Origin of the sequence: Hahella sp. HNIBRBA332 (assembly GCF_030719035.1) — a bacterium.
GTDB lineage: Bacteria > Pseudomonadota > Gammaproteobacteria > Pseudomonadales > Oleiphilaceae > Hahella.
In genome coordinates, this window is record NZ_CP132203.1 from 6033377 (window position 1) to 6045196 (window position 11820).

General features: G+C 54.6%; 13 protein-coding genes. 3 read left to right on the forward strand and 10 right to left on the reverse strand.

What is annotated here, in order from left to right:
- Positions 1-308 precede the first annotated feature (308 nt).
- Positions 309-875, forward strand: coding sequence for a hypothetical protein (locus O5O45_RS26700; RefSeq protein ID WP_305902346.1), 567 nt, complete (start codon positions 309-311; stop codon positions 873-875).
- Between the two features lie 167 nt (positions 876-1042).
- Positions 1043-1849 carry a peptidoglycan-binding protein gene (locus O5O45_RS26705; protein WP_305902347.1) on the forward strand — a complete coding sequence of 269 codons (807 nt, stop codon included), beginning with the start codon at positions 1043-1045 and terminating at the stop codon, positions 1847-1849.
- 126 nt (positions 1850-1975) lie between these two features.
- On the opposite strand, the gene O5O45_RS26710 is transcribed toward O5O45_RS26705, so the two are convergent.
- From O5O45_RS26710 to O5O45_RS26755, 10 genes are all read right to left on the reverse strand, one after another.
- Positions 1976-2524: a hypothetical protein gene (locus O5O45_RS26710; protein ID WP_305902348.1), complete on the reverse strand. Its 549-nt coding sequence runs from the start codon at positions 2522-2524 to the stop codon at positions 1976-1978.
- Positions 2524-2928 carry a DUF5675 family protein gene (locus tag O5O45_RS26715; protein WP_305902349.1) on the reverse strand — a complete coding sequence of 135 codons (405 nt, stop codon included), beginning with the start codon at positions 2926-2928 and terminating at the stop codon, positions 2524-2526. Before O5O45_RS26715 ends, O5O45_RS26710 begins: the two co-directional genes overlap by 1 nt.
- 16 nt (positions 2929-2944) lie before the next feature.
- On the reverse strand, positions 2945-3235 hold the full coding sequence (locus O5O45_RS26720) for a DUF6127 family protein (RefSeq protein WP_305902350.1): 291 nt from the start codon (positions 3233-3235) through the stop codon (positions 2945-2947).
- Between the two features lie 59 nt (positions 3236-3294).
- Positions 3295-3648, reverse strand: coding sequence for a DUF2793 domain-containing protein (locus O5O45_RS26725; protein ID WP_305902351.1), 354 nt, complete (start codon positions 3646-3648; stop codon positions 3295-3297).
- On the reverse strand, positions 3648-5834 hold the full coding sequence (locus tag O5O45_RS26730; protein WP_305902352.1) for a phage tail protein: 2187 nt from the start codon (positions 5832-5834) through the stop codon (positions 3648-3650). Before O5O45_RS26730 ends, O5O45_RS26725 begins: the two co-directional genes overlap by 1 nt.
- Complete coding sequence (locus O5O45_RS26735) at positions 5824-6039, reverse strand: hypothetical protein (protein WP_305902353.1); 216 nt, start codon at positions 6037-6039, stop codon at positions 5824-5826. Before O5O45_RS26735 ends, O5O45_RS26730 begins: the two co-directional genes overlap by 11 nt.
- Positions 6036-6269, reverse strand: coding sequence for a hypothetical protein (locus tag O5O45_RS26740; protein WP_011399368.1), 234 nt, complete (start codon positions 6267-6269; stop codon positions 6036-6038). The genes O5O45_RS26735 and O5O45_RS26740 overlap by 4 nt, the downstream gene beginning before the upstream one ends.
- A gap of 9 nt (positions 6270-6278) precedes the next feature.
- Positions 6279-7088 carry a phage BR0599 family protein gene (locus O5O45_RS26745; RefSeq protein WP_305902354.1) on the reverse strand — a complete coding sequence of 270 codons (810 nt, stop codon included), beginning with the start codon at positions 7086-7088 and terminating at the stop codon, positions 6279-6281.
- The gene (locus tag O5O45_RS26750) at positions 7085-8362 is read right to left on the reverse strand and encodes a hypothetical protein (RefSeq protein ID WP_305902355.1); all 1278 of its coding nucleotides are present in this window, start codon (positions 8360-8362) and stop codon (positions 7085-7087) included. Before O5O45_RS26750 ends, O5O45_RS26745 begins: the two co-directional genes overlap by 4 nt.
- A protein-coding gene (locus O5O45_RS26755) for an IS3 family transposase (RefSeq protein WP_305902356.1) occupies positions 8352-9511 on the reverse strand; the annotation gives its coding sequence in 2 pieces (ribosomal slippage) (positions 8352-9247 and positions 9247-9511; 1161 coding nt in all). Before O5O45_RS26755 ends, O5O45_RS26750 begins: the two co-directional genes overlap by 11 nt.
- 870 nt (positions 9512-10381) lie before the next feature.
- Here O5O45_RS26755 and O5O45_RS26760 point away from each other — a divergent pair.
- Positions 10382-11815 carry an aminotransferase-like domain-containing protein gene (locus O5O45_RS26760; RefSeq protein ID WP_305902357.1) on the forward strand — a complete coding sequence of 478 codons (1434 nt, stop codon included), beginning with the start codon at positions 10382-10384 and terminating at the stop codon, positions 11813-11815.
- Positions 11816-11820: the final 5 nt, after the last annotated feature.

Here is an 11820-nt window from a genome sequence, read left to right on the forward strand (position 1 = left end):
TGGCCTACCTGTTAAATTAAAAATACTGAAAGAAAATCTATCTGGAAATATTTCATATGAAAGTCGGGAAGTAATTTTGATTGCGCTAGATAAGTATAAAACCTCCCCTCATGCATGTGATGCTGAAATATTGAAGATTCGAGAGAACCTCTGAAAAACGTTGGCGAGACCAAAAGTGCAAGGAAAAGGTCGGCGAAAGAGCGCAGTTTATTGTGAATAAATGAGTATTTTGATCCGATTTATGACACAGCAACGCAGGCAGTTTTTCAGAGATCCCATAGTTAACTTTACAAATAAGGGAAATATCGATGGATGCATTTACATTTGATGCAGCTAATTTCCTAATAGGTATTCTGGTTGGTGCGGTTGCGTCACTTTTTCTTAAACTTAACTCGCTAAAAACGCTAGGGCTTAAATTAGACAAGATCGGCCTAGATTTAGGAGTAGAAGGTTTTGAAAATGAAAGTGCGAGAAATTCTATTTCAATAAATTTTGATGGGAATAATAGCAGTTTTGGTGATGTTACCACAGGAAATATTGATAAATCGGTAGTCAATTCAAAATTTTATAGAAATATAAAACATGTATTGACGGCTGGCAGCCAAAGAATCGCAAAGATTTTACGCCAAGAAAGAATAGAAATCATCTCTGATGATCTAATTTTTCGGGAGAGATTGGATAGTATACCTAGGAAAGACGATTGGTTTCAGAAATATATCAATGAATGTCTATCAAGTACGTCGTTTAGAAATCAAATTATTCAGAGAATGCAACAATTTGAAGCTAATGGATGGAATGTAGAAACCATGAACTTCGACAACACCAAAGGAGGGTTGGTTATTATTTTCGAAGTAAGCAGAAGATTTCATCAATAAAAATTGAAAAGTCCATAAATTTGACAACCTTCCACTACTGGAAAATCGCTCAATTTGGTTGATATTCATCCAAACAAGCTGAGAAAGAGAAACTGAGCAGATGATCAGAATGCTCAACTTCGTTCATTTCGGTAAAAATTCTGCCGGTATATTTGAGGAGGATTTTTATGATTGATCCACTGACATCAAAATGGTTACCACGAGACCTTAAACGAGAACTTCAAGCTATTGATAATGGGACTTTCATATCAATTTATCATGGAAAGGGACCACGAAGCAGGTTAGTCCAGGAATGGCTGAATCTGGCGGGACACCATATCGCCATTGATTCTGATTTTGGCCAGGCGACAGAGCTAGCAGTCAGGGCCTTTCGTGCACAAAACAATTTAAGCACCGGCAACAATACGGTAGATGGCAAGGTTGACAGCGACTTGTTTCGAATTCTGATCGAGCCAATGTTATCGGTATTACAACCCCTGCCACCAATCAATGGCAGCTTAGGAAGTATGGTAGTCGAATACGCTAACAACCACCTCCAAAGACATCCAGTCGAAGTCGGTGGCCAGAATCGTGGGCCCTGGGTACGCTTATATATGAATGGAAAAGAGGGCTACAACTGGCCTTGGTGTGCGGGATTCGTCACCTTCATACTACGTCAGGCATGTGACACACTAAGAATAAGCATGCCTATTAAAGGGTCGTTTTCTTGTGATAGCTTGGCGGCACAAGCGCAAGCCAAAGGTCTCTTCGTTAGTGAAGCAAAGAGAAGCTTTTCTAATTTAAGTGACGTAGCCATTTTTTTGAACCGAAGAACCTCAACAGACTGGATACACACTGGCTTTGTAACTCGATTTTCTGATGGAACCTTTGACACCATAGAAGGCAACACCAACGATGAGGGCAGCCGGGAAGGCTATGAGGTATGTGCCAGAATACAAGGCTACAAGTCAAAGGACTTCATTTGTTTATATTAAAACAATCTGGTCATAATAGGTGTCACATAAAAAACTGGTTTTCATCATACTCGATCTTTTTATTCGTGGATTAAACCAACAAGTGCAGCACCACTCGTTTTTAATGCACAGAAATGTTCTCCAAAGTTATCTTGCGCTTTCTGGAGAGGCGCAACGGGAGCTACTCGGCCTTGATCCAAACCACCAAGTGACGGCCGTCGTTGTCAGAAATAACATCTGCGCGATGGCCTCTTTGTACAGGACCATTAAATCGACCGGGCTTAGCGCGCCAACGCCACCGAGATGACGGCTAATATTCAGAGTGACAAACGTCGCCAGAATAAGCAGATAGACAGTAATCAGCGGTCGCATCAGGCCTCGGATAGCGTCGACAAACCACATCCCATAAGTTTGACTCTGCTCTTTAAGCCCGTCCTTGAACGCCGCGGTCTCCGCGATATCTCGGTTTATCCTTCCTTCCGTGTCCGCTCTTAGAATTTGTTTGTCCGCCAGCGCCAGTTCATGGTTGTACTGAAGCTCTGCTTCCTGTTTGCGAAGCGTGGCCATTTTCAGCTCATAGGTGAGTCTGAACTGTTGATCCTTGCGTTCTTCTCGTTTGGTTAACCAACTCCCAAACATGCCCACCAATGCGCCCAACCCTGACGAGGAAAACAGCGCCAGCAGTCCTTCCAGCATTAGTGTTCTCCCTGGATGGCCAGTCGCATTGGCTCCCGATTCAGCAGTTCAACGAATACCCGAAGCGCTGAGCGGGAGTTAAGCACCGCCCGCTCGCCAGCGAGCCAGCCTCGACGGTCGCCGATCAGCAGGCATCCCCGGGTATCGGCAACCACATTGCCGTGGTGAATCAGAATGCCTGTGCGATTTGGCACATCCCGCAGCCAATACACATTCCTGTATTTGCCGCTGCTGGAGCGCTCCATAAAGGTCGCTTCATAGACGCCGGCGGGAATGCAACTGACATTCGGCCGATTATCCAACCAGGGCCGCTCGAGGATCTGAAACCTCTCTTCTTTCACCGTCAGCGTACTAAGAATGCATCCTGAGCGAATTTCATCCCGGATCATCATCGCCTCGATCATCTCAATCTCCTTGTGATCAGGATTGGAATAGTCTGAGTTTAATCGCGGCGCCCACCAAAAGCGCCGCCAGCAGGCCGGTGGTCATGGCTTTCACCAGCGTGCGCCAGGCGGTGCGTCGAGCATCGCGCCAAGCTTCAAGCAAGTCTCGTAGTTCTCTGATGTCGCGAGCGGCATGACCGTTCTCTAATCCAAGATGAGACAGAACGCGCAAGGCGCCTTTTTCCGCCGCATGATCGAGTAGTTCGTCCAGTTCTTCCCGCCGCAACAGCAGGATGTCTTCGGGCACAGAGAGATTCGTCTCCGTCATTAGGGGGACTCCAAAGAATGTTTAGATCGTTTTCTTAAGTGGATGGAACGCCATAGGCGTCAGAGCGAGACGCCGCCGCTCCAATCCGTTCCGGTATAAGCGCAAAGCCTGGCTTCCTCTTCCACAAAGCACAGCCAGCCAGTTTTAGGTGTGTAATAGTCCCAGGCGTTTTGAATACGGACGGCGACCTGTCCGGCCTTGTTCTTCCATTCCCCGGTCGCATTGACGGGAATCAGATAACGATCGCCGTCCTGTGCCGTTGCAGGCGGAGCGCTCAGGTGTCGTCCCTTCACGGATAAGCCCACCAGCGCGCCCAGGCGTTTAAGGTTGGCGTCCATCCCCGCGGCCCAGCCGGATTCGCCGGAGCTCCAGCCATAGTGCAGGCCCAAATTGGGGTCGGTGTGTGCAGGCATCAAAGCCCTCCATAATAGTGATCATAATGTAGTCCGTAACCAGCGCGATCGATGCTGAGGTTGTGTTTTCGCCAGCTGGCGAGACCGCCGCGTGTCGCCTCCAGTTCAAAGCGTAGACGTCCATTGGGGCGCTCCATCCCTGCGTCGACCATCTCCTGCGCCAGCGGGTAGCGCTGCGCGGTTCCGGTTAAATTGGCGTAGGTCCGCAGTAACTTTCCGTTCTCGCCATACACGTGCAGGTGGTAGGTCACCCCAGGCTCCGGACCGATATCGCCACGGCTTTGCGGCGCCAGGTCCACGGTCTGGCTCAGCCGATCCCGGTGGGACCAAGTCAGCGACAGATCGCCACTCATGGCCTTTGGATACGCCTTGCCATTGATTCTCAGGTTGCCAGGGGGATATGGCCGATTCTGGCGCCGCCCCATGACAATGCTGTCGGTGGGCGCCGAGATCAGCGGAAGGGTCCCTTTTCCGGTCGTCGTCAGCAGCCGCGCGTCGACTTTTTCCCCAGCAGCGTAATCAGTGGAGTCCGTCCCTTGAAATCCCTCTGCGAACCAAAGCCGGCCGCCAGCCTCATGCGACGTCGGCACGGTGTCGAGCACACCGCGTAACAGTGTGAGACTGCGCGCGGATAGGTCGATCGCAGTCACTGCCACGACCTCATCGTTCATATAGGCGTAGCCGCCCACTTCCACCAAGTCGAGGTCGCGCTCATCCTTCACCATCACGATGCTCTCCACTTGCGCCCCAAGGGGCTCGACGAGAACTGCGGTAGGACAAAACTCGCCCTGCTCTCGCCGTTGATAATTGGGAGCGGTATGCGATTTACTGTGCAGCTCATAATTGAGTGCGCCGGGCGCAGGTCTGGCCACTAGCGCCTGCAGGTAGCAGTCCGATGCGTCCAGGTAGGCCAATTCCGCAGGCGCCATAGCGCGGACCAGATCCCAGTAGGGAGCCTCCATGAGGAGCCGGTGCGAAGCCACCGCAGGCGTGGGAACGGGATCGCTCCATCCCGTTGGCTGAGCGGAGGTGTAACTGGCCGCAGGTAAGCCAAACACGTCTTCAACCGCTTCAATATGAATCGCGCCCTGGGTCAGGGTTCCGCCATCGATGGCGGCGATGCGCAACACCAGTGACTCAATGCCTAATGCCGGCCAGGTGAGGATAAACACATCTCCCGGCGCCAGCCGCCATCCATTGCGGTTTACCTTGAGACGGACCTTCGCCAGAGGTGTGGAGACGGCGGTTAAGTCGCGCATGGCCACTCGGGACGCCAGCACATCCGATGTAATGCCGGGATAGCGCCGGGTCTGGGACACCACTGCGCCCTGGGCCTGGATATTGGCCAGGTCCTGCACCGTCACACTGGTTTCCTTGAAACTCTCGGGATGGGTGTAGATCAGCACCAGCTCGTTGGTGGTTTCTCCCCAGGCCGCTCGCTGAAAGCTCTCCAGCTCGATCACAGTGTTCGGACCAAAAACCGGTAAGGCTGACTGCGTATAGTTGGCCCGCACCAGCTTCAGCACAAAGCGTCCATTGGTGGGAGAGGTCGTCAGAACGCCGCCAATATGATCCAGCACCTCTTTCACAAACTGCTCGATTTTACTTTGCTGCGACCAGATCAGGCTTAACCCGAAGCCTTCCTGATACAACGCATCGGCCGCCGCCCGAAAACCGCCGTCATCCAGACTGATGGCGGGATATCCCATGCCCCATACGGGGTTGGTCAGACACTCGTAAAGGATGTGGGCCGGATTGGCGGCGCCATGAATCTCCGCCTTGTCGGGATACCAGGCCCTAAAGCAACGCTTCACCCGCACCGCCCAGGGTTTGATATAGGGATTATTGGCGGCGAGGCAGACCTGCCTCAGAATGAGGCTGAACAATCCGCGATAGGCGGGCTGAGGATCTCCCTGGACGGCTTTAAGGTAGTCATTGGGTTGTTGCGTCTCTTCCCCAAACGCCGCATCCACGGAGCCATAGACGCCGCCCTCACGCTTGTCGCCGCCAAACAACTCTTTCTCGTTGAGCTGAAGTCGTCCACTACTTTTGAGGTCGCCTTTCCAGGCTTGGCGATCGCCGACCTGAATTTCGGTGAGGGCGTCCACCGGACCGTGGCAGATCGCCAAGTGCATCCCGAGGTAGTAGCGATACCCAACGGTGACCGACTTACTGCTACCGCCCATCCTGTTCCTCGTCTCGGCGTATTCGCGCCTGAGCCACGACCGCTTGGGCCATGACGTCGCCGGTGGCCAGCAGTGTCCGCGCCGACACTCCCGCTTCCAAAAACCGGGACCAGTCCAACCCATGGCGAGCGAACCAGGCGCGGCCGCCGCGATTGCAATAGCCCAACGCCCGCATGTCGGCGTGGGTGACCGTCAGCGACGTCATTTCTTTCCGCCTTTGGATTTGATGGGCGTGGTGCGCAAATCGCCGTACCAGACCACATTGGCGCTGCGCACCAGCACTGTCCCGAACACCACGGGAATGGGACGCCCCTCGTCGGCGGTGGGCGCGTCCAAATCCTTTAACTCCGCCGCCGGCGGTTGCGGCGGTTTGGGCGCCAGCGCGTACTGAACCAGTGTGGCGACGATCCACACGACGATTTGCATCCAAGGCATGAAAGGTCCTCAGTAAATTGGGCTGCCGCCGAAGGGGTTCTTGGAGGGAATAAAGGGAAAGCCGCCGTAGTTCAGGCTATTGCCGAATTTGGCCTCACAGGTCGTCAACGTGTGGTCGCAGCCTGGGTACAACATCACCGCTGCGCCAACGCGAAGACCCGGCGGCGCTGTGGACAGCGTGATCGCGTCGCCACTCTGGCCGACGATCATGCGCTTTTCCGTCAGTCCCTCGGCGGACCAGGTGGCGAATCCTCCCGCGAAATAGCCGTCCGCATAGTCGGCCGCTGCGGCGACGCGAATGACGGGGCCTTCCAGCGCCATCACGTTCCCCTTAATGCGATGCGCCGTGGGACTGGCGCCGCAGGCCGCGCCATAGAGCGCATGAGGACAATTGCGTTGATACAGACGACGCAAGCCCGTTCGTTGCAAACTGGTATAGACTGGCTCGCAATTGAACTCCACTTCAGAGCCGCGCCATTCCGCATTCAGCACCCGTCCCATCCACACGGGAACCGTCTCTGAGTCATCCATATGTCGTCGGTATACGGTCAACAACGTCACTTCAGAAGGCGGCGTGGAAATAAACGCTTGAGCCACCGCCACATCCCGAGGCAGGGTGACGCGAAAGCCTGCGCGTCCGCTTTGCGCGCTGCGCTCGATGGGGCCGCGTTTAATGGCGATGGCGGTATAAACCATGGCGTTATACGCTTCATCCTGGGCCGTGCTGGTGTAGCGCCAGGCACGCGTTCCGCGCCGAAACTCATATAACTCAACCGGGCTGGCGGCGTCCATCGACACTTCGCGTTCTGCGTAACTCATACATCATCTCTAAGGGTAACAAGGGACAGGGTGACTTCCGCCAACGCATCGGTATGGTGGGTGATTTCCACCGCGTCGGCGTCCAACCGCACCAGGGTGAGGAAGGAGATCCGTAAAAAATCCGTCGTCGCCATGGCCGAGCCAAGGGGGGATTCCATGGAAATTTGCTCACTCGCAGCGTCCATTTCCGAGGCCCCGAGGATACGTCGATAAAAACGGGCTCCGGAAACGGCGTGAATCAGTAAATCGCGACGTCCCACCGCGGCGGCGGGCCCAGTCGCGTAGCCCCGATTCTCCACCGTTAGGGACGTATCCTGGGCGCCAACCGGCGCGACCACCACGAGATCGGATTGGAAACTGGGCAGCCAGAAGGGCTTCAAACGCCCGGCCCTGGCCGCCAGCCAACGGCGGAAATCAGCAATGGCGGCGCGCCCGACCAACAACCAGCGATGCACACGGCGGCGGCGATCCATACCACTGAGGTCATCAATCACCCGACGCCCAGTCAGGTAATCCAGTTCACGCCAATCACGCCCCACACCGCCATCGAGATCCTCGCGCCAGTCCGGAGGCGTGAGCAGCACCGGATAGCCCTGGTAGTCATCCCCTTCCGGCAGCGCCGTCAGAGAACCTTCCTCCTCCAGACGAAACTGAGTCTTGGCCGCGACGATGACGTCGGTCACATAAGTCAGACTCTGGTCGTTGCGCACTCGCGCCGGACACACCGGGGCAATACGGGAGCCAACAGGCCATGTTCGTTCCAGTGGCCGTTTAAGAGTCAGCTGATGAGGCTCCACAGACTCGATTTCCGCAAACTCCGCGCGCAGATCATACATCACTCCCAACAGCCCACCCACGGCGAAGTCGCGGTGTGTGGCGTCCACAGGGAGCGTTCGCGTCCCGGCGGGAATCGCCATCGCCGACGCCACCGCGTCTGTCCACCAGGGCAGACCATAAACTCGCGCCTGCCAGGATATGAGCAGGTTCTCCATCAGCACGCGGGACCGGTCCGTCCCAGTCAGAATTCGATATTCCAGACTTCGCCTCGGCTGCGCCCGCAAACGCACCCGTTGTTCAACGCCTGTCTGGGAACGCATTACATCAGTGAGCCACTCCAAGCGTTCAATTACTGGTTCAGACCAGTCTGGCGGCAGCGTCCAGCCCACGATGCGTCGTCCAATCACCCGCAGCGTTGGCGAATCCTGTGCGAACAGGAACTTAAACAACGCATCCATCTGGGGTGGACCGTTGGGAGTGTTCTGGTCAAATCCCACCGGACACTTTCTTTAGAGAGTTTTCATAATTAACCGGCGACATATCATTGTTCGCCGTATGCAGTCTTTCGAGGTTGTAATATCTCATGTAGGCTGCGACATCCTGCTTCATGTGCTCCCGGGTGGGCTGAGGGATTTTTAATATCCAGTCATGCTTAAGGCTGCCAAAAAAGCGCTCAACCACCGCATTGTCCCAACACGCTCCCACGTCCCCCATACTCGCCCTGATTTCATACTTTTCCAGCAGCTTTCGATAATGTCCGCTGGTGTACTGTGAACCACGGTCACTATGGAATACCAAGCCCTTGGCCGGCTTCCGCAAGTTGTACGCCTTGATCAGCGCCTGACTGACCAGACTTGTCGTCATGCGCTTGTCGATGCGCCAGCCGACGATCCTTCGGGAATATAAATCCATGACAATGGCCAGATACATCCAGCCTTCTCCTGTTTTTAGATAGGTCACATCGCCAGCCCAAACCTGATTGGGCGCAGTAGGATTAAAATTCTGATTCAACAAGTTATCTGCAACCGCATGATGATGCTTGCGCCTTGTCGTGGCCTTGTAAGCAACGCGTTGAGTGACCTGAAGACCCAACCACTTCATGAGCTTGCGAACCCGATAACGCCCTATCTGAAAGCCTTCTTCGCGTAGCTTCTTCATCATCTCTCGACTGCCCAGACTGCTTCGAGAAGCGTTAAACAGTCGCTTCATTCGCCGATGCAGATGAAGTTCATCAAACCGGATCACCGGCGCGCGGCGCCGACGCCAGGCATAGTAGGCTGATCGACTTGCACGCAGAGCCCGGCAAAGCACTTTCACTGGGAAGCGACTCGACTCTGCTTGAATGAAGGCGAACTTTATTTCATTTCTTTCGCGAAGAAGGCCGAAGCCTTTTTTAGGATTTCCTTTTCCATGCGCAGCTCTTTGTTTTCTTTGCGAAGCCGTTTTAACTCGGCGCGCTCGTCTTCAGCCAGAACCTGGTTTTCAAGCTGAGCTTCAATTTTTTCCTTCCACTTGTAGAGCACATTGGCGCTAATGCCGAGGGATTTAGCCGCTTCTGGGACGGAATAACCTTGATCGCGCACCAGGGAAACGGCCTCTTCTTTAAACTCTTTTGTATACTGCCTATACGACCTTTTCTGACTCATGCTGACACCTTAATCGTTGACGGGTATTGTCTCTTATTAACGTGTCCAGGACTATTAGACCACTACACTTATCGCTTAAACTGGAACTGATGGTGGTGAAGGAATCACTGACATTGAGGCTTGCAATAAGCCTCTTTTTTAATTCACTGGCCTTAACCGTATTCTCGAATACTGGCCGAAACTACCGCCTGAGATCGCTTGCTCTCAGGCGGTGGCAGCAATCGTGTGAGTTTAACTACTTACCCTTAGATGGCCCATTGCCACGTCCTTTGCCAGAGGGATTACCTGTAGTGCTAGGCCAGTTCCCACCCGGGAAACCAGTTGATGGGCGGCCTTTACCCCCACCTTGTGAAGAGCCTTTACCTTTTGACATAAACACCTCCATCCATGTGTTGGTATTAAGCAGAAAGCTGCTGATTGGAGCATCCATCAATAATACCTACTTGTCTGGATGCTTCATGAGCAATTTTATAACAGAGAGATAGCTAAATCGAAGAGTAATAGCAATGTAAGCTTCAAAATTAATCTCCTCTATCTTGTACATTTTCTCCAGCGAATCAGCTATCAAACCGCTCGATTTGCACGCATCGTAACTTGCTGTTTAAAAAGGGAAAGTATTTTTAAAAGACTGGTACACCAACTTAACAACAAAACGTAGGAGGAGAGAGAATAGCCCAGGAGAGAGGGAATTAGGGCCAAATAACATAGGTCGAGACGCTCCGCCAAGTACGCGAGAACCAGCAGGAACCCGCGCCACCCTGCACAAACCTACACTAAATAATACGACGTAGAGGGTGTATTGCAGAAACAGCGTCTGTACTGGTAAATCGATGAAAAACTGTACTTGTCCATGAAAGAGGCGCGACCGGCATGAGCAAAAAGCGATATGAAGAAGTGGCTGAGGCCGTGGCGGGACGCATCCGTCAGGGCATGTACACGGTGGGAGAGCGCATACCAGGCACCCGGGATTTGGTGGCGCACTTCAGCGTCAGCGTGTCCACTATCATGGCGGCGCAACGTCTGTTGGAGCGGCAGGGCTGGGTGGAGGCGCGGCCGCGATCCGGCTATTACGTGCGTCGCCGCAATCAGGATGGAGTCGCTGAACTGGGAGCGGCGTTGCCCAAGGTGACAGGATTCGAAGGCGCGCCGACCCTGGTGGACACGCAGCAGACCATCATGAGCCTGGTGCAGGCGACCCAGTCGCCCCGGGGCATGAACTTCGCCATGGCGGCGCCGGCGACGCAGTTTCTCCCCGTCGCGGCCATGGAAAAAGCATTCCGGGCTGCCTTGCGCGAGCCTGGCGAAGCGATTGAAGCCTATAGCTTTCCCCCCGGCGCGTTGCGTCTGCGCGAGGCTATTGTGCAGCGGATGAAAGATGCATGGTGCGATCTGGAGCCGGACGACATTCTCATCACCAACGGATGTCATGAGGCGCTGACTCTGGCGCTGAGGGCGGTGACGCAGCCGGGAGATGTGGTGGCGGTGGAATCGCCCACTTACTTTGGATTGCTGCAGGTCATTGATGCCTTGGGACTAAAGGCGCTGGAAATTCCCGTTGACCCGAAAAGCGGACTCAGCCTGGAGGCGCTGCAACTGGCCTTGGAGCAATGGCCGGTCAAGGCCTGCGTGGCCATGCCCAACTTCAGCAATCCCCTGGGGTGTTTGATGCCGGATGAGCGCAAGGAGCAACTGGTGCGCTTGTTGGAAGCCCGCAGCGCGCCCTTGATCGAGAACGATATCTACGGCGAGTTAGGCTTTTCCGGCCTACGGCCGCGAGCAGCGAAAAGCTATGATCGCGCCGGGGGCGTGCTTTACTGTTCGTCGTTTTCCAAATCAATCGCCCCAGGTTTGCGGGTGGGGTGGATGGCGCCGGGGCGCTGGCGGACGCGGGTCGGCTACCTGAAGTTCGCCAGCACGTTGGCCTGCCCGAGCTTGCCGCAGATGGCGGTGGCGCATTATCTGGCGCAGGCGGATTTCGATCGCCATCTGCGACGTATGCGGCATGAGTTCTCAGTGCATGTGGAACGCATGACGACGGCGGTGTTGCGGTATTTTCCCGCTGGCGTGCGGGTGTCGCAACCGACGGGTGGTTTTGTGCTGTGGGTGGAGCTGGAGGAGGACTGCGATACGGTCGCGCTGTATCGCAAAGCGTTGGCCGCCGGCGTGAGCATCGCGCCAGGAACCCTGTTCAGCGGCAGTGGCGACAAGTACAGACACTGCCTGCGGCTTAATTGCGCGGCGCCCTGGACGGCGGAGGCGGAAGAAGCGATCCGCCAGTTGGGCGTTTGGCTGCGCGCAGGCTAAGCGGG

Bases quoted from the DNA above. Each gene is read 5' to 3' on its own strand.
- O5O45_RS26730 (WP_305902352.1), bottom strand. From the start codon at position 5,834: ATGGGCGGTAGCAGTAAGTCGGTCACCGTTGGGTATCGCTACTACCTC.
- O5O45_RS26715 (WP_305902349.1), bottom strand. From the start codon at position 2,928: ATGATCGAGGCGATGATGATCCGGGATGAAATTCGCTCAGGATGCATT.
- O5O45_RS26740 (WP_011399368.1), bottom strand. From the start codon at position 6,269: ATGCCTTGGATGCAAATCGTCGTGTGGATCGTCGCCACACTGGTTCAG.
- O5O45_RS26700 (WP_305902346.1), top strand. From the start codon at position 309: ATGGATGCATTTACATTTGATGCAGCTAATTTCCTAATAGGTATTCTG.
- O5O45_RS26710 (WP_305902348.1), bottom strand. From the start codon at position 2,524: ATGCTGGAAGGACTGCTGGCGCTGTTTTCCTCGTCAGGGTTGGGCGCA.
- O5O45_RS26745 (WP_305902354.1), bottom strand. From the start codon at position 7,088: ATGAGTTACGCAGAACGCGAAGTGTCGATGGACGCCGCCAGCCCGGTT.
- O5O45_RS26720 (WP_305902350.1), bottom strand. From the start codon at position 3,235: ATGACGGAGACGAATCTCTCTGTGCCCGAAGACATCCTGCTGTTGCGG.
- O5O45_RS26705 (WP_305902347.1), top strand. From the start codon at position 1,043: ATGATTGATCCACTGACATCAAAATGGTTACCACGAGACCTTAAACGA.
- O5O45_RS26735 (WP_305902353.1), bottom strand. From the start codon at position 6,039: ATGACGTCGCTGACGGTCACCCACGCCGACATGCGGGCGTTGGGCTAT.
- O5O45_RS26760 (WP_305902357.1), top strand. From the start codon at position 10,382: ATGAGCAAAAAGCGATATGAAGAAGTGGCTGAGGCCGTGGCGGGACGC.
- O5O45_RS26725 (WP_305902351.1), bottom strand. From the start codon at position 3,648: ATGCCTGCACACACCGACCCCAATTTGGGCCTGCACTATGGCTGGAGC.